This window comes from Embleya sp. NPDC050493 (assembly GCF_044458105.1).
GTDB lineage: Bacteria > Actinomycetota > Actinomycetes > Streptomycetales > Streptomycetaceae > Embleya.
In genome coordinates this window covers 93,166-108,873 of sequence record NZ_JBITHP010000028.1, presented here as the reverse complement: position 1 = coordinate 108,873, position 15,708 = coordinate 93,166, and the positions used below count along the sequence as shown (strand labels likewise).

The 15,708-nt window shown below is 71.9% G+C and carries 18 protein-coding genes; 4 read left to right on the top strand and 14 right to left on the bottom strand.

Going from position 1 to position 15,708, the window contains the following annotated elements:
• Positions 1–22: 22 nt before the first annotated feature.
• The 8 genes from ACIBM5_RS37675 to ACIBM5_RS37640 all read right to left on the bottom strand — a co-directional run bounded on the left by ACIBM5_RS37675 (position 23) and on the right by ACIBM5_RS37640 (position 7,017).
• Positions 23–649 carry a S26 family signal peptidase gene (locus tag ACIBM5_RS37675; protein WP_396011228.1) on the bottom strand — a complete coding sequence of 209 codons (627 nt, stop codon included), beginning with the start codon at positions 647–649 and terminating at the stop codon, positions 23–25.
• Entirely contained in the window at positions 646–2,463 is a 1,818-nt protein-coding gene (locus tag ACIBM5_RS37670) for an ABC transporter ATP-binding protein (RefSeq protein ID WP_396011227.1), read from the bottom strand. The genes ACIBM5_RS37675 and ACIBM5_RS37670 overlap by 4 nt, the downstream gene beginning before the upstream one ends.
• A complete protein-coding gene (locus tag ACIBM5_RS37665) occupies positions 2,460–3,002 on the bottom strand; it encodes a peroxiredoxin family protein (protein ID WP_396011226.1) in 543 nt (180 codons plus the stop codon). Before ACIBM5_RS37665 ends, ACIBM5_RS37670 begins: the two co-directional genes overlap by 4 nt.
• Positions 3,002–3,526, bottom strand: coding sequence for a MauE/DoxX family redox-associated membrane protein (locus tag ACIBM5_RS37660; protein ID WP_396011225.1), 525 nt, complete (start codon positions 3,524–3,526; stop codon positions 3,002–3,004). The genes ACIBM5_RS37665 and ACIBM5_RS37660 overlap by 1 nt, the downstream gene beginning before the upstream one ends.
• A 342-nt stretch (positions 3,527–3,868) precedes the next feature.
• Positions 3,869–4,027: a hypothetical protein gene (locus tag ACIBM5_RS37655; protein WP_020554395.1), complete on the bottom strand. Its 159-nt coding sequence runs from the start codon at positions 4,025–4,027 to the stop codon at positions 3,869–3,871.
• Positions 4,028–4,293: 266 nt separating this feature from the next.
• Positions 4,294–5,031 (bottom strand): class F sortase, encoded by a 738-nt coding sequence (locus ACIBM5_RS37650; protein ID WP_396011224.1) that lies wholly within the window; start codon positions 5,029–5,031, stop codon positions 4,294–4,296.
• A gap of 3 nt (positions 5,032–5,034) precedes the next feature.
• Entirely contained in the window at positions 5,035–5,505 is a 471-nt protein-coding gene (locus tag ACIBM5_RS37645) for a hypothetical protein (protein WP_396011223.1), read from the bottom strand.
• Between the two features lie 492 nt (positions 5,506–5,997).
• Positions 5,998–7,017, bottom strand: coding sequence for an ACP S-malonyltransferase (locus ACIBM5_RS37640; protein WP_396011222.1), 1,020 nt, complete (start codon positions 7,015–7,017; stop codon positions 5,998–6,000).
• Positions 7,018–7,585: 568 nt separating this feature from the next.
• On the opposite strand from ACIBM5_RS37640, the gene ACIBM5_RS37635 reads away from it, so the two are divergent.
• The 3 genes from ACIBM5_RS37635 (at position 7,586) to ACIBM5_RS37625 (ending at position 9,549) form a co-directional block, all read left to right on the top strand.
• Positions 7,586–7,960 (top strand): hypothetical protein, encoded by a 375-nt coding sequence (locus ACIBM5_RS37635; protein ID WP_396011221.1) that lies wholly within the window; start codon positions 7,586–7,588, stop codon positions 7,958–7,960.
• Positions 7,961–8,046: 86 nt separating this feature from the next.
• Positions 8,047–8,958, top strand: coding sequence for a Gfo/Idh/MocA family protein (locus ACIBM5_RS37630; protein ID WP_396011220.1), 912 nt, complete (start codon positions 8,047–8,049; stop codon positions 8,956–8,958).
• Positions 8,959–9,039: 81 nt separating this feature from the next.
• A complete protein-coding gene (locus tag ACIBM5_RS37625; protein ID WP_396011219.1) occupies positions 9,040–9,549 on the top strand; it encodes a hypothetical protein in 510 nt (169 codons plus the stop codon).
• A gap of 97 nt (positions 9,550–9,646) precedes the next feature.
• Here the strand turns inward: ACIBM5_RS37625 and ACIBM5_RS37620 are convergent, their stop codons facing one another.
• From ACIBM5_RS37620 to ACIBM5_RS37610, 3 genes are all read right to left on the bottom strand, one after another.
• Positions 9,647–10,075: an ankyrin repeat domain-containing protein gene (locus ACIBM5_RS37620; protein WP_396011218.1), complete on the bottom strand. Its 429-nt coding sequence runs from the start codon at positions 10,073–10,075 to the stop codon at positions 9,647–9,649.
• On the bottom strand, positions 10,072–10,692 hold the full coding sequence (locus ACIBM5_RS37615; RefSeq protein ID WP_396011217.1) for a hypothetical protein: 621 nt from the start codon (positions 10,690–10,692) through the stop codon (positions 10,072–10,074). Before ACIBM5_RS37615 ends, ACIBM5_RS37620 begins: the two co-directional genes overlap by 4 nt.
• A gap of 92 nt (positions 10,693–10,784) precedes the next feature.
• Positions 10,785–11,195, bottom strand: coding sequence for a VOC family protein (locus tag ACIBM5_RS37610; protein ID WP_396011216.1), 411 nt, complete (start codon positions 11,193–11,195; stop codon positions 10,785–10,787).
• Between the two features lie 106 nt (positions 11,196–11,301).
• Here ACIBM5_RS37610 and ACIBM5_RS37605 point away from each other — a divergent pair, with 106 nt between their 5' ends.
• Positions 11,302–12,192: a SecDF P1 head subdomain-containing protein gene (locus ACIBM5_RS37605; protein WP_396011215.1), complete on the top strand. Its 891-nt coding sequence runs from the start codon at positions 11,302–11,304 to the stop codon at positions 12,190–12,192.
• On the opposite strand, the gene ACIBM5_RS37600 is transcribed toward ACIBM5_RS37605, so the two are convergent.
• The 3 genes from ACIBM5_RS37600 to ACIBM5_RS37590 all read right to left on the bottom strand — a co-directional run bounded on the left by ACIBM5_RS37600 (position 12,161) and on the right by ACIBM5_RS37590 (position 15,386).
• Complete coding sequence (locus ACIBM5_RS37600) at positions 12,161–13,063, bottom strand: amidohydrolase family protein (protein ID WP_396011214.1); 903 nt, start codon at positions 13,061–13,063, stop codon at positions 12,161–12,163. The genes ACIBM5_RS37605 and ACIBM5_RS37600 overlap by 32 nt on opposite strands.
• Before the next feature lie 187 nt (positions 13,064–13,250).
• Positions 13,251–14,378, bottom strand: a complete 1,128-nt coding sequence (locus tag ACIBM5_RS37595; RefSeq protein ID WP_396011213.1) for an LLM class flavin-dependent oxidoreductase — start codon at positions 14,376–14,378, stop codon at positions 13,251–13,253.
• 270 nt (positions 14,379–14,648) lie between these two features.
• Positions 14,649–15,386 (bottom strand): dienelactone hydrolase family protein, encoded by a 738-nt coding sequence (locus ACIBM5_RS37590; RefSeq protein ID WP_396011212.1) that lies wholly within the window; start codon positions 15,384–15,386, stop codon positions 14,649–14,651.
• Between the last annotated feature and the right edge of the window lie 322 nt (positions 15,387–15,708).

Here is a 15,708-nt window from a genome sequence, read left to right as displayed (position 1 = left end):
TTTTTTTGCGAAGCCGGGGGAATCAGGTCCCTCGTCGTTCACCGTCCGGTGCACCCGTTTCCGATCCGCTGCGATTCTCGTCCGTCGGCGCCTCCCACACCAGCCCCGCGCGGGAAGTTCGTGGGCCGCCCGGCGGCGCGATCCGTCGCACCGCCACCCCGACCACCTGGTCGCGGTGCACGAAGCCGTAGGCGCGCGAATCCCAACTCGACGCCGCGTTGTCGCCCAGCACGACGATGGCGTGCGCGGGCACCGGTTCCCCGGCGGCGTCGCGCAGCACCGGGAACCGGTCCACCGGCACCGGATCGCCCGCCACCGCCACCGCCCGCTTGACCATCAACCGGCCCTGCGGCGCCGGGGCCAGATCGGTGCGCTCCGGGACGGCGGCAAGCGCGGCGGGAGGCAACTCCCTCAGCCCCGGCGGCAGTCCGGCCACCACGGGGGGATGGGGGACGCGGACGACCACCACCTGACCGGCGCGCACCCGCCCGGTGCGGCGCACCAGCAAACGATCGCCCGGGAACAGCGTGGGCTCCATGCTCGGGCCCTCGACCGTGGCCACCAGATAGCGTCGTTGCACCCACAACAGCGCCGCGGCGCCGAGTCCGGTGGTCGCGAACAGGGCGGGCGTCAGCCGTCGGGTCCTCACTTCGCCTCCTGGTAGCCGGCCGCCTGGAGCCGGAACAGGCTCGCGTAGTGGCCCTCGCGGTCGAGCAGCGTCTCGTGCGGGCCCTGTTCGACGATGCGACCGCCGTCCAGGACCACGATCAGGTCCGCGTCGCGCACCGCGCCGAGCCGGTGCGAGATGAGCAAGCTGGTGCGTCCCTCGCGGTGTTCGCGCATCCGGGCGTGCACCTCGTGCTCGGCCTGCGGATCCAGGCCCGAACCGGGCTCGTCCAGGATCATCAGCTCGCGCCCGGCGCGCACGAACGCCCGGGCCAGGGCCAGGCGTTGCCACTGGCCGCCGGAGAGCACCACGCCGGTGTCCGGGTCCTCCTTGTCGGCCTCGCTGAAGAACATCCGGGTCAGCAGCGTGTCGTAGCCGCGCGGCAGGGCGGCGAGCCTGTCGTGGATGCCCGCGCGTTCGGCGGCGGCCTCGATCCGGGCCCGATCCGCCAGGCTGTCCGGGTCGCCGAGGGCGATGTTCTCCGCGGCGGTCATGTCGTAGTTCATGTGGTCCTGGAACACCGCGCTGATCCGCCCGCGCAGTTCGGTCGGCGGGATGTCGCGCAGGTCCACGCCGTCCCAGGTGATCCGACCCCGGGTCGGGTCGTACATCCGGCACAGCAGCTTGACCAGCGTGCTCTTGCCCGCGCCGTTGAGTCCCACCAGTGCCACCGCCCGGCCGCGCGGGATGCGCAGGTCGACGCCGCCCAGCACCCAGGGGTGGTCGTCGCTGTAGCGGAACCACACGTCGTGGAACTCGATGCCCGCACCGGGCTCCGGCGCGGGCACGGTCCCGGTCGCCGAGACCAGATCGGGTTCGGCATGCGCGACCGCCACGTAGTGGGTCAGGCCCAGCAGTTGGCCGTGCGCGGAGGCGATCGAGGAGACCAGTCGGTCCAGGGCCGCCTGGATGCCGCCCACCGCGGCCACGAACATGGTCACGTCGCCGACGCTGAGCGTGCCGCGCCGGGCGGCGGCGACGGCCCACCACAGACCCCCGCCGGCGACTGCGGCGCCCACTGTGCCCAGCACCGCCTGGGTGGCGAACTCCCGCAGGTCCATCCGGCGTTCGGCCTCGTTGGCGCGGCGCCGCTCGTGCATCATCCGGGTGCGCAGGAACGGGCCGATGCCGAAGAGGCGGATCTCGGTGGCCGCCTCGACGTCGGTCAGCAGCCGGCTGTAGAAGAACTCCCGGCGGTGCACCTGCTCGAAGTCCCACCGCATCGTGGCGCGCAGCCGGGACAGCCGCAGCTCGGCGACCAGTACCGGGACCGCGGCGAGCAGCACCAGGCCGGTCATCATCGGGCTGAGGATCAGCAGCGAGCCGACGAAGCCGACCAGGGTCAGCGCGCCCTGGAGGGTGCCGCCCGCGCCGTCCACCAGGACGCCGAAGCTCGACGTGCTGCTTTGTCCCAGGCGCAGTCGGTCCAGGAACGCCGGGTCCTCGAACCGGCGCAGCCCCACCTGGCGTTCGGCCGCGGCGAACAGGCGGTCGGTGCCCACGACGCCGGTGGCCCGGCCGATCTGGGCGCGCAGGTAGCGGCCGATTCCCGGCAGCATGGTCGCGACCAGTCCGGTGATCGCAAGTGCCACGGCCAGGCCGCCGATGGCGCCGTGTCCGCTCGTGAGGCGGTCGATGACCAGCTTGGTCAGCCACGCGATGGTGATCGGCACGCCCGCCGAACCCAGCGTCACCGCCAGCGATCCGACCGCCTGGGCGGGGGCCGCGTGGAAGGTGAGCGAGACCGCCTCGCGGGCGGCGGCGAACAGGTCGCGGGCCGGAATCCGGGTACTCACGCGTGCACTTCGCCGGCCCGGCGGGTGGTGGGCAGATCGGTGGTGGGCAGGTCCGTCATTCTCAGGCCGGCGGCCACCACCCGTCGGTCCTCGCCGAGCAGGTACATCGCCGGCGTCCAGGCGTTGCGAAACGCCGCCTGGACCACCCCGTCGTACTCCTCCACGACCACCCGGGCCACCGGCGTCAGCAGTGCGAGCAGTTCCGCGTCGTCGCCGGCGATCACCGCCAGCGTGCGCTCGCGGCCCAGTGCGCGGGCCCGCTCCGCGAAGCGCGGTGCCTGCACGTGGCAGGGCTCGCAGCCGGCGGAGAAGAACCCCACCAGCCCGCCCGCGTCGTGGTCGCCCACCTGTTCGCCGGTGGTCGTGGTGGCGGTGAACACGCCGGGGCGCATGCCGGGTCGCAGTTCCATCGGCGGTCCGGCGGAGTGCGGCGTCTGCGGTTGTTGCCCGCGCAGCCTGCGCAGCACGCCGAGCACGAGCACCAGATTCAACACGGTCACCAGGCCGACGAGCACGACGGCGACGACAAGTATGGGCATCAGGCATTCCTCGCGAACAGGTCGACGATGTCGTCCAGGGAGATGATCAGAAGCGCGCCGACCAGCCCGACCACGACCGCGACCGCGCTGCCGGCGAGCGGGGGCAGCAGATCGGCGGAGGGGTCGAGGCCGGTCGCCGACAACCCGGCGATCGAGGCGGCGAGCAGGACGCCGTTGCGCACCAGATGGCGCGCGCCCAGCGGGGTGTCGGAGGCGCCGAAGCAGCGGCAGGGGGAGCGCCGACCGCGGCGCAGCGCCGCGCCGACGGCCGCGGTGAACGCGGCGAGCAGCACGCCGGCGACCACGAAGCCCGGGCCGCGGGTCGGCGGGAGCAGGACCAGTACGGGGACCGACGTCTCCGCGGCGACCACCGCGCAACCGATCGGCCGGGTCGACCGGGCCCGCATGGGCACCAGGCCCGGGATCGAGTCGACGAAGCCGGTGAAATCGCGGAGCTTGGTGACCGCGGAGGCGGCGAATACGAGGCCGATCAGACCGGCACAGCCCACATATATGTAGCCCACGGCTATCCCCCTTTTTGGGCGCGCGGAAACGGCGGGCGGCGAAAGCTCGCCGCCCGCCGTCGAGTCCGGCAGGATCGCCCGACGCATTCCGAGGGTTTACTCCACGCAAATTCGCCGGATTCATCGTGGCGAGGATACGTGTCGTACCGACATCGGATGCAGGTTGTCGATGCGATCCTCGGCGCGGCCACCTTGTGAGTGATCCGCGCCGATAACGACGGCGGGATAATGAATCCCGCTGTGGTCAATCCCGCGGTGCGATATTGCATCGCGGAATATCACCAACGGCCGCGACGGGACAAGGCGGACGAACCCCGCCCGTCGACGGCTCCCGGGCCGAGGTCAGCAGTTGCCGACGCGCGTGGTGGTGCAGCCCTCGTCCTTGCAGCACTGGTACAGGAAGAGCACGCCCCCACCACAGAAGTAGGTGTTGCTACAGCCTGCCTCGACCGTGGCCTTTTGGGTCAGTCGGTTCAGCAGGCGATCGGCGAGACGCATCATGACGTCTCCTCTCCCGGCCGGGTGGGCCGTTTGGATTGGTAATCGGATTATTGCCAGTCCCCCTTTTTATTCGCAAGACCCAAATCACCAACCATCGGAGATGATCAAGAAATGGGCGACCCGGCCAATTCCCGACGGCCTGCGCCCGTGAATCGGTGCGATTCGCCGAATCGACGGATAGGCTCGATATGTCGCTTCCGGCCCCGCCCGGGCGCCGACATGCGTCGATCCCCGGGAAATGGCATGCCCGCGCCGATTCGGCGGGCTTACGGGACGAGGTGGGCGAAAACCACGACGTTGCCGGAGTAGTGGCTCTTCTTGCTGTAGGTGCCGCCGCAGGTGAGCAGGCGCAACTCCGGCCGGGCCGCGTCGCCGAATACCCGCGCGGCGGGGAACTCGTTCCGGGCGAACATTTCGACCCCGTCCACCACGAAGGCCGCGACGCTGCCGTCCTCGCGGTCGATCTCGATCCGGGAGCCGCGCGGCAGCGCGCCCAGCGGATAGAAGACGGCGGGTCCGGCGGCGGTGTCCACGTGGCCGGCGATCGAGGCGGTGCCCTTCTGTCCGGGCGTCACGCCGCCCTGGTACCAGCCGGCCAGATTGCGATCCCCCTGCGCGGGCACGTCGATGCCGCCCGCCTCGTCCAGGCCGACCCGGGCCAGCGGGGCCGAGATGCCCAACTCCGGGATCCGGATGCGGGTCGGGATCGACGCGCGCATCGGCGGTGCCTCGGCCGGCGGGGCAGGCGGGGCGGGCGCCGCGGGATCACCGGGATCCGCGGGCGCCGGGGCATCCGGGGCCGGCGTCGTGGGCGGGGCGATCGGCACGGCCGCGGCGGCGGGCGGGCGCGGTGGCGGTGCGGAGGTGTCGTACCCGGCGTACAGCAGACTTGTGCCGCCGATCGCGAGCACGCCACTGGCCGCCGCCCAGAGCAGGCGACGGCCGGCGGGTCGGTGCTGCCGATCCGCGGCACTCACGGGTGCCTCGGGTGCGGAACGGGTCATCGGTCAGGCGAGGTTCGAGGCCCGGCGGCGCAGCGCGACGAAGCCGGTGCCGGCCGCGCCCGCGAGTACCAGACCACCCACCACGCGCAGCGCCGGGTCGCCGTAGTCGACCCCGCCGAACCCGGCCGTGGACGCCGTGGTCGGCGCGGCGCCCATCACGTGCAGGCTGCCGATCAGCTCCTGGCCCTCGCCGCAGACCACCTTGACCTCGTAGTCGCCGGTGGCCACGTCCTTGATGGTCGCCTGACCCTTGACCTCGTCGCCGTCACGGGTCAGGGTGACCGCGGCCGTGAACGCGTCCGAGGAAGCGGTCGCCGTGTTCGCGGTGCAGTGCTTGTCGTCCGACAGCAACACCGTGTCGCCGGGACGGCCGGAGTCGGCCTGCATCGGCGTGGCGGCGAACGCCGCGCCTGCGGAACCGCATACGGTGAGACCCACGATGGTGCCGACGACTGCGAGACGGGCACAGCGCATTTCGTCCTCCAATGGACTGCGGAACCGAACCCGACAGACCGGGTTACAGGGGAAGTTCCGCTACAAGGAACGTAAAAAGCCGCTAGACCCCCCGCCACCGCTGGCCGCCGAACGGTGGATCACGTCGGCCGTCGGAGTGGACCGGGTCCGCGCGGGGGTTTACCGGCACGGGTCGCCGCCGCGGAGTTCGGCGCGGTGAGGTCCGGCGTTACCAGGCATTGCGCCGTGAGGACCGGCGCCACGAAACTCGGCGCCGAGGGATCCGCGCCCGGATCCACCGGCACCGGCAGGCACGTGGCCACCCGATCCAGCCCCGCCTCCCCGCCCATGCGATCCGCCCGCTCCAGGATCTCCTGCGGGGACCGCCCTCGTCGTCGAGCCGGTGATGGGCCGCGTGCCACCACCGGGCCCGCGGTCGCCGTTGTCGCCCTCGGGCGCGACCGCCGTGGGGTCTCGCCGGAGCGCCGCCGGGCGGACGCGGGCGGGTGCCGGTCAGCCGGTGGGTACGTCCGACGGCTCGGCCAGGGCGGCCAGGTCCTCGTGCAGCAGGCCGGCCGCCCGCAGCGCACCGGCGACCCGGGCCAGGTCGGAGCCGGCCGCGACCGGTACCACCGTGCGCACCCGGGCGTCGGCGGAGCGCGCGAACGGGCCGAGCACGTCCCGGGCGCCGGCCTCGACGAACACCTCGATGCCGCGCTCGCGCAAGGTGGTCACCGCATTGCGATAGCGCACCGGGTGCCGCAACTGCCCCACCACACCGTCGCGGAGTTCGCGCTCGTCGGCGTAGTCCCGGCCCAACAGCGGCGACAACACCGGATAGCGCGGAGCCCGGAAGTCGATCTCCGCCCCCAGCCGGCGCCACTCGCCGGCGGCCGACTCGCGCAACCGGTTGTGGAACAACGTGCGCACCGTCAACGCCTTGGAGGCCACCGCCTTGCGCTCCGCCAGCGCCGCGAAGGCGGCCAGCGACTCGTCCGGCCCGGAGACCACGGTGTGCTCGGCGGAGTTGTCGCACGCCAGATCCAGGCCCGGCAATTGCGCCGAGCACAACAGTTCGAGCGTGTGTCCCGGCGCCAGGCGCAGGGTGAGCAGACCACCCGGATCACTGGTATGGATCGTGCACGCCGCCGCCCGGGCCAGGTACAGCCGGGCACCGTCGCCCGCCGTGTACACCCCGGCCGCGGCCAACGCCGCCATCTCGCCCAGACTGTGCCCGAGCAGCACGTCGGGACGAATCCCGAAATCGTCCTCCAGCAGCCGGAACGCGGCCAGCGCACCGGCATAGATGGCCAGGTGCAACGACAACTCGTGCCGGTCCATCAACTCGTGCGCATCCGGTGCCTTGGGATCGACGAGCAGACGCGAGGGCGACAGCGTGGCCCGATCGCCGACCGCGTCGTCGACCTCGGCCAGGGTGTCCCGAACGGCGGGCCGATCCTGGAGCCGGCGCAGTGCGCCCGGCACATAGGAGCCAACGCCGGGCATGATGATCGCGGTGCGTGGCACGCTCACGGAGACTCTCCCTTGGCTCTCGGTGGTCTCTGCTGCCATGGCCGGGAGGTTCACCGAACCCCGGCCACGGATCGAGGGGACGACTTCGGAGAGCGGCGGTAACGGATGCGCCGCGCGATCTCGCGGATCGGCCCCGGTCATGGCGGAAACCCGGGCTCGCGTGAAGGGGGCGCGTCCGGGGCGGATCGGGATGGGGGCTGTGCGGAGCGGGTGGGGCGGGGGCGTGCGTGGCGGGTCGGTTCGGGGGCGCCCGTCGGATGTTCGACGGAGTCGGAGGCAGGGCCTGATTCCAGGAGAGTCGAGCCGGCGGGGGAGCGCAACCGCGCCCGGCGCCGCACGCCTGCGGCCGGGGCCGATCCGCCGCCCGGGCCGGCAGGCAACTCACATGGTGTCGACGGAAGCTGACTCCAAGTCAGTCCGCCCCGCCGACGGGCACTCGGCGGCACCCGAACCGCCATTCGAGGGTATTCCGTCCGGGCGATCCGCAGGCGCGCACCCACCGTCGCCGATTCGGGTGGCCGCGGGCATCCGCCCGTCGCTTCCGGCCTTCCCGGTCGTTGGTCCGAACGTGATGAACCCCAGCCGCGTCATGGCCGCCGGACTCGCGGCGGCAGCCGCGTGGATCGCGTTCGTACCCGCGGCGTTCGCCGTGCCCGCCGCATCCGCTGCGTTCGCCGTACCCGCCGCGCTCGGCGGACCGGGCGCACCGGCTGCGCCCGCTGCGTTCGCCGCCGAACCGGGTAGCGGCATCACGATCGTGGTGACCGGAGACGATCACTACGTGGCCGCGGACGACGTCGTGGTCCGGCACCGTTTCACCGAGCGGTCCGCCGAGGTCGAGATCGCCGCCATGCGGCGGTACGGGAGCGAAACGGGGCCGACATCGCGCACCCCGGGCGGCCGGGTCGACCCACACGAGCGCAACGATCCGGGTCGGCGCTGAAGGATCCACCCGAACGCGTGTGCATATGCTGACGGGGCCGTGAACCGGACGCGTGGCCCGGCGGCACCGTCGGGAGGAGTGGCCTGATGAAGGTCGGCGTCATCGGTCTGGGCGACATCGCGGAAAAGGCGTACCTGCCGGTCGTCTCGACCCTGCCGGATCTGGATCTGCACCTGCACACCCGCACGCCTGCGACGCTGCGCCGGGTCGCGGAGACCCACCGGGTGCCCGTCGAGCACCGGCACGCCGACCTGGACGGGCTGCTCGCCGAGGGACTGGACGCCGCCTTCGTGCACGCGGCGACCTCGGTGCACCCCGAGATCGTGACCCGGCTGATCGAGGCGGGCGTGCCCACGTATGTGGACAAGCCGCTGGCGTACAGCCTGGACGAGAGCGCGCGGCTGATCGACCTGTCCCGGGACCGCGGCGTCGGCCTGATGGTCGGCTTCAACCGGCGACACGTGCCGGCCTACGTGGAGAGCCGCACATTGCCGCGCGACCTGATCATGATCCGCCGCAACCGCGTCGACACCGCACGCGAGTTGCGTACGGTCGCCTTCGACGATCTGATCCACGTGGTCGACACGCTGCGCTTCCTGGCCCCTGGCGAGATCGAGCACGTCGACGTGCGGGCCCGGGTCGTGGACGGCCTCGCCCAGCACTTCGTGCTGCACCTGTCCGGCGCGGGCTTCAGCGCGATCGGCACGCTCAACCTGCGCAGCGGATCGAACGAGGAGATCCTGGAGGTTTCCGGCCGGGACGCCACCCGCGAGGTGTACAACCTGGCCGACGTGATCGACTACCAGGACGGTCGCCCGACCACCCACCGGCGCGGCGACTGGACCCCGATCGCACGCCAACGCGGGATCGAGCAGGTCGTGCTGAGCTTCCTGGACGGGGTCCGCACGGGAGTATTTCCCGACCTGGACGACGCGTTGCGTACGCACGAGTTGTGCGAACTGGTGGTCGACGAGGTGGAGAAGCAGCAACTCGGCTGAGCGAAGGGGGAGGCGGGCCCGATCGGGTCGGGGCCTGCGGCTCCGTCGCCTGCCGGTGGCATGTGTCGGGCGAGGAGGGGCATGGACCTGCGGACGGAGTTGTCGCCGCCGGTTGTCGATCCGGAGCGACTGGCCGAGGTGGCCGCCGAGATCGAGCGGATCGGTGAGCTGATTCGGGGCGATGGCGAAGCGGGCGCGGCGGAGGCGGCGATGGCCGCCTTCCGAGCGGCGACGGGGCACGACTACTCGATCGGGGACTTCGTCGAGTATCACGGGTCCCGCACGCTTGCGGAATTCGCTCTGGAGGCGGCCCGACCGGCCCGGCCCGGGGTTGCCGACATCACCCGGGCCGAACTGGTGGAGATCGTCCGGCGGATCCTGGCCGGCGATGCCGAACTCGACTGGTATCTCCAGGTGTTGATGGCGAACGTACCGCACCCGGCGGTGAGCGACCTGATCTTCGGTCGGCCCGCGGAGGTGGAGGTTCCGCCCGGGTGCGCGGACGGTTCGACCGATTCCACCGACGATCCGCTCGCGGCGGCCGAGGAGATCGTCGACGCGGCGTTGGCCCATCGCGCGATCGCGTTGTGAAGCGAGGAGGGTTCTCCGACGTGAATGCCGGAAAGCTCTCCCACGGCTGTCGCCGGTCGGGCAGTTCGTCGGCAGGCCGGTCCCGGAAGGGAATTGCTCAGTCGGTCCGGGGCGGGTCTGCGCCTGCGGCCAGGAGGGCGGCCACGGTCTCCGGGTAGGGGCCTCTGGCGGCCCAGTCGACCGGGGAGTAGCCCGTGCCGTGGTCCTCGCGGAGATTGGGATCGGCTCCGTGGGCGAGCAGCGCGCGGACGGTGTCGGTGTGGCCCCAGCAGGCCGCCGCGCACAGGGGGGTGCCCTCGGACCCGGTACCGCTTTCGGTGTCGGGCGCCGCGCCCGCGTTCAGGAGGAGCAGGACCACGTCGGTGGCCCCGTGTACGGAGGCCGCGTACAGCGGCGTGGTTCCGTATCGGTCGGCGCCTCCCGGATCGGCGCCGGCCCGGAGCGCGGCGCTCGCCTCCGTCAGCCGGCCCAGACCGGCCGCTCCCACCAGCAGTTTCGACAGCCGCTTGCGCTCACGATGGTTCACGCGGCCGAGGGTAGTGGGCCGGGGGCGAGCTTGCCTGCGAATATCGGCGCGGTTGGCGGTTGGTCGCCGGTGGTCGGCGGCCAGGGGTGAGCGGGGTGGCGCGCGGGGAGAGGGCGGTGCCGAGGATGCCGGGTGGGGCGAGAGGCGGGGAGAAGGCGAGGGGTGGGGCGAAGGTGCGGGCGTCGGCGGGTGGCGCGGGCGGCGGTGATTTCGGCGGAGACGTCGACCCACGTGTTGCCGTACTCGCGCTCGAGCCGGTCCCGATCGTCCGGGGAGAGGTGCTCGAGCGCGGGCAGCAGGTCGCGTTGCTCGTGGACCAGGAGGCCGTCCATCGCGGACGCGGCGTCCTGTGCCTCGTCGTGGAATCCGGGGCCCTCCGGGCCGAGCCGCTCGGCCGCATCCAGGAAGCCCTCGATCCGGCGGCCCTGCGCGATGGCGTCGTCGACGTACCCGCTGCGGTGCCCGTCGGCGTCCCGGACCGCCGGATACAGCACGCGCTCCTTGGTCGCGATGGTCGCCCGGATCGCGTCGTCGGCCTCGTCGAAGAGGGCGATGGTGCTCTGCGGGGTGGCCCGCCACCGGCGGATCAGCTCACGAAGGTTGCGGTTGTCCAGCACGGTTGTCTCCTTGCGCGTCGACTCGGCTCATGCGGCCGTCGGCGCGGACCGGCGGCGACCACACCCCGTGCCACTGCCCCTTTCGGGCCGGATCATCCCTTGGCCACCACGCAGAAGGGGTGCCCGTCCGGGTCGGCCAGGACCACGAAGTCGGGGTCTTCCGGGTAGTCCCACGGCAGTTTGCGGGCGCCCAGGCCGACCAGGCGCCGTACCTCGCCGGCCTGGTCGTCGGCGTACAGGTCCAGGTGCACCCGGACCGGTTCGGTGCGCTCTCGGACCTCGCCCAGTTGGAGGCTGAGTCGTTCCGCGCCGGGGGTCGGGCCGGGATCGGCATCGCCGTCCGGGGCTTGGTCGGGGCGTGCGCCCGGGTCGATCAGGACCACGAAATCGGTGTCCGGGCCGACCGCGTCGCGGGTGCGCAGGCCGAGCGCGGTGGTCCAGAACGCGACGGCGCGCGGAAGGTCGGTGGTGGTGAGCACTGTGGGTCCGATACGAAGGGTCATGGGGGACATGTGCCCGTTCGGCGGGAATCGAGGCCGGTCCCGGCGGCGGAACGTGGAGGTGTCGAGCGGCTGCGGAGTCGACCGACGAGCCGGCATTGTGGGGCGGGTGACTCTGCCCTCGCGCAATCGACTGGCCCGGTCCCTCGTCGCCACGGCCGCCGTCACCGCCGTGTTGCTGGGTGCGGCGGGCTGCTCATCGGACGATCCGGTCGGGTTCAAGGACGGCGACCGCTCCGATTCCGTCGAAGGCACCCCCGGCCGGAACCTCGCCGAGGCCACGTTGACACCGGAAACCCCGCTGGGCGCACCACAGTTGACCGCCGCCGGAGAGACCATTCGCAAGCGCGCGACCTCGGCCGGCCTGTCGGTGAAGAACGTCACGGTCCGGAACGGCGCGCTCGTGGTGCGCGTTTCGTCGACCAAGTCCGGCGCGGATACGAAGCAACGCCTCGCGGCCATCGCCGGAATCGGGCAGCTGACCGTGCGTCCGGTGGCCGCGGTGACGGCACTCCCGCCCGCGAACGCAGGCCCCGGGGGCGCCACCACCTCCACGAGCGGGCCCGAGTGCGGAAACGCGGAGGCACGACAGACGGTTCCACCCGACGCGGAAGTCGTGGCGTGCGACGGCAAGTTGACGGAGAGGTACGTACTCGCCCCCGCCGTGATCACCCGGACCGACGTCGCCGGGGCCGAGGCCAGGGCGCCGGAAGCGGGCAATTCGGGCTGGACCGTGACCGTCAAGTGGACGAACAAGGGTCAGAACGCCTTCACCCAGCTCACCTCCGAGGCCGCCGGAGGTCGGCTGCCCACCAACCGCATCGCGATCGTCTGCGACGGCAGGGTGCTGGTCGCACCGAGTGTGCAGTCCGCGATTCCGGGCGAGGCGGTGATCTCCGGAACGTACGACGAGGCGGACGCACGGCAACTCGCCGGGACCCTCGACGGTGGGGTGCTGCCCGCCGGGTTCAGGGTCGAGTCGTACGTGGAGGGGCAGTAGGGGGCCGAGGTCGGCTTCGAGGGCGATTCGGCGGGAGCGGTGTCGGGATCGGGGCCCGGGCCGGCGGCGACAGGCCGAGGAGGGTCTCGGCGGTGCCGGCGAGGATCGCGGCCTTGTCGGCGGCGGACAGATCGGCCTCGCGCAGGTCGGCGAGCACGCGGCTGCGGGTGTAGCCGAGTGGATGCGAGTACAGGTCGCTGCCGAAGACCACACGATGTGCTCCGAACGCGCGGACGAAGCGCACGATCGGCTCGACCGTGTAGGCCAGACTCGTGTCGAAGACCAGATTCGGCGCGAGTTCGGCGACGGTGAATGCGTGGCTGCCCTGCTCGAACGAGGAGAAGCAGTCGAGTACGACGATCGGCAGGTCGGGTAGCGCCCGGGCCAGTCGGTGCACCCGCCACAACGCCTCGTCAGCGACCTCGGCGACGGCGTGCACGAAGGGGACCAGACCGAGTTCACCCGCGCGTTCGAGGACGGCAAGGACCAACGGGCCATCGGTGGCCACACCCTGGAAGCGGGCATGCACACTGACGCCGACCAGGCCCAACTCGTCCTGCATTCGGCTCAGTTCACTCAGACCGGCAGGCCCGTACAGGGGTTCGACGATGCCCAGCGCGGCCGGGAAACGGTCCGGACGCGCGTCGCGATAGGCGGCGATCGCGTCGTTGACGCGGCGGGTATCGGCCACGCCTTCGGGCCGTAGGTAGCCGTGTCCCGGGATCACGACGGCCGCGTCCACGCTGTTGCGATCCATCGTGGCCAGTCGGGATTCGAGTTCGAACTCCGTTGCTTCGGTCGGGGATTGCGGTTCGGAGGGGAGCGTCCCGACGTGGTGGTGGAGGTCGAGGACGCGTGGGGCTGGGGGCATGGGCGGCGCCTGGGTGTGGTGTTGGGGGTGGTGCGGAGTGGGGAGTGTTGCGGGCCTTCTCTTCTTGCGTTCTTCGGCCGGCTGTGGGCCACCGCCTTGTCGCTGGGCGTCACCGGGTTGCCGGTTCGTGGGGTTGCCGGGTGTTGCCCAATGTTGCTCGGCGTCGCCCGGCGTCGCCCGGCGTGGCTCAGTGGAAGTGGGGGGCGATGCGGTCGGCGAACAACCGCATGAACGCCAGGGGTTCCGGGACGAATTGGGACAGGATCAGGCGGGTGATGCCGGCTTCGGCGATCTCGTGCAGGCGTTCCACGCATGCCTCGGGCGGGCCTGCGATGGTGGATCGGGCCGCGAGCCAGTCGGTGAGGCCGTACCGGTCCACGAGTTCGGCATTGACGTGCGCGGTGTCCGGCGAGGCGTGATGGCGCGAGTCGTACGCCGCCTGCAACGCGGCCAGGCGCGGCGCGATCTCGGCCGGCACGCCCTTGCCGGCCATGGTGAATCGGTACACGTGGTTGGCGGTGCCGGCGAGCACCGAGCGGATCCGGTCGATCCCGGCCCGCTCGGTCGGGGCCGGCACCAGGTTGGCCATACACCAGATCTCCAACTCCGCTACGTCCCGCCCGACTTCGGCGGCGCCCTCGGTGATCAGCCCGAGGTTGCGCCGATATGCCTCGGCGGTAAGGCTGTTGGACAGGATCACGCCGTCCGCGATCCGACCTGCGAGGCGCAATGTGCGCGGGCCCTCGGCGGCCATCCAGATCGGCGTGGGGCGGTGGTCCCAGTGCAACGCGACGTCGGCGCCGCCGAAGGTGGCGGGCCGGCCGGCACACATGTTCCGCACGGCGGCGACGAAGTCGGCCAACTCGGCGAGGGTGCCGGGGCGTACCCCGATGTTGCGCAGCGCCGAGTCGCCCGAGGAGATGCCGTACGCGAACCGACCCCCGGACAGTTGCTGCAACGCGGTCGCGCAGGACGCGACGACGGCCGGGTGCCGGGTCATCGGATTCGACACGGTGACCGCGAGCCGGGCCCGCGAGGTGTGGCCGGCGGCGACGGTCAGGGCGATGAACGGATCGGCCCAGAGGGACTGCGAGTCACCGGTCGTGAGCAGATCGAATCCCGCGCCTTCGGCGGTGCGAAGCCACTCCGGGTAGGCGGCGAAGTCCTTGACGGTGGTCCCGGTGCCGAAGCTGAGACGGGGAGTGGTGATGGGGTCGCCTCGCCTTCTTGCGCCCGGGGAGTGTGGGGAATGTGTTGAATATTCGATAACTCGTGTTGACGTGGGTACGGTAGCGCCGCGGGCGAGAGGGAACAAGGGTCATCGAGGCGGCCCGGCGGCTCCGGTGGGCGGCGGACAGCGCGCGGCATGGGGCGTGGGGGCGGCGCAACATTTGCGCGCCGGAGGTCGAGCGCCGTCCCGATCGCGGCGGTACGGCCGATGGCCGGCGCCGCCGCGATCGGGACGGTCGTGCATCTGTCGGCCACCGCCATCGAGGAGGGTCGCGGCCCTCCTCGATGAGCGGCACCCCGGCCGACACCGCCTACCGTCTGCTGCCGGCCCGACGGCCGGGGTGGTGGTCGGCGGCTAGCTCAGATGCCGAGTGAAGAACCGGGCCGCGGCGTCCCCCGCGAACTGCGGGACGCCGGTGTGCCCGCCCATGTTGGCGTGCAGGGTCTTCTCCTTGGAGCCGAAGGCGTCGAACAGGTCCAGGGCCGACTGCCGGTCGTTCCCTTCGTCGTCCCACTGCAGCAGGACGTGCAGCGGGATGGTGACCTGCCGGGCCTCCTCGAACAGGGAGCGAGGCACGAAACTTCCGGCGAACAGAACGGCTGCCGAGATGCGCGGCTCGACCACCGCCAGCCGGATCCCGATGGAGATCACTCCCCCCGAGTACCCGACCGGGCCGCCGATCTCGGGCAGCAGAAGCAGGGCGTCCAGGACGGCCTGCCATTCCGGGACCGCCTTTTCGACCAGGGGGAGGACGAGCCGGTCCACGATCTCCTCGCCGACCGGCTCGCCGGCCTCCAGCGCCCGGCGCAGGTCGGCGCGGGCCTGCTCGGCGGCGGCGGAACGGGGCCGGTCACCGCTTCCGGGGAGTTCGATGGTGGCCGCGGCGAAGCCGTCCGCCGCGGACTGCCGGGCCCGGCCCACCAGTCGGGGGTACATCCGGCGCAGTCCGCCGGGGTGGCCGACCAGGATCAGTGGCGCCGGTGCGGAGACGGATGCGGATGCGGGCGTCCACAGGATGCCGGGGATCTCGCCCAGGGTGAATTCGCGTTCCAGGACGCCGTCGTCGAGGCGCTGCTCGGAAGTGAATTGCATGATCGTGCCTTTCGGGAGTGCTCCTGAACGGCGCTCCCGGACGACCTATCGCCCGACCGTGACCCCGGAGGGGAGCACCCATGTCGATACTGCGTTCACGGGTACCACCTCCTCGTTGTCTCGCACGGCCTCCGGAAAAGTAGCAGTGGTCCCCGCGGTCCGCCAACGGTTTTCGCGCAGGCTCCGTGGCCGGGCCCCACGAGCGTGGTCCCGTCCGCTTCCAGGTGCTCGGCCACCCGAATTCGTCGACTTCGTCCGGGAGTGGGCCGCCCGTTTCACCCGCGCCACGGGTCGGACGATCGGCGCAGCAGTCCTGCCGGGG

Coding starts and splice junctions, on each gene's coding strand:
- ACIBM5_RS37665 (WP_396011226.1), bottom strand. CDS start 3,002: ATGCCCATACTTGTCGTCGCCGTCGTGCTCGTCGGCCTGGTGACCGTG.
- ACIBM5_RS37655 (WP_020554395.1), bottom strand. CDS start 4,027: ATGATGCGTCTCGCCGATCGCCTGCTGAACCGACTGACCCAAAAGGCC.
- ACIBM5_RS37650 (WP_396011224.1), bottom strand. CDS start 5,031: ATGACCCGTTCCGCACCCGAGGCACCCGTGAGTGCCGCGGATCGGCAG.
- ACIBM5_RS37645 (WP_396011223.1), bottom strand. CDS start 5,505: ATGCGCTGTGCCCGTCTCGCAGTCGTCGGCACCATCGTGGGTCTCACC.
- ACIBM5_RS37630 (WP_396011220.1), top strand. CDS start 8,047: ATGAAGGTCGGCGTCATCGGTCTGGGCGACATCGCGGAAAAGGCGTAC.
- ACIBM5_RS37625 (WP_396011219.1), top strand. CDS start 9,040: ATGGACCTGCGGACGGAGTTGTCGCCGCCGGTTGTCGATCCGGAGCGA.
- ACIBM5_RS37610 (WP_396011216.1), bottom strand. CDS start 11,195: ATGACCCTTCGTATCGGACCCACAGTGCTCACCACCACCGACCTTCCG.
- ACIBM5_RS37600 (WP_396011214.1), bottom strand. CDS start 13,063: ATGCCCCCAGCCCCACGCGTCCTCGACCTCCACCACCACGTCGGGACG.
- ACIBM5_RS37590 (WP_396011212.1), bottom strand. CDS start 15,386: ATGCAATTCACTTCCGAGCAGCGCCTCGACGACGGCGTCCTGGAACGC.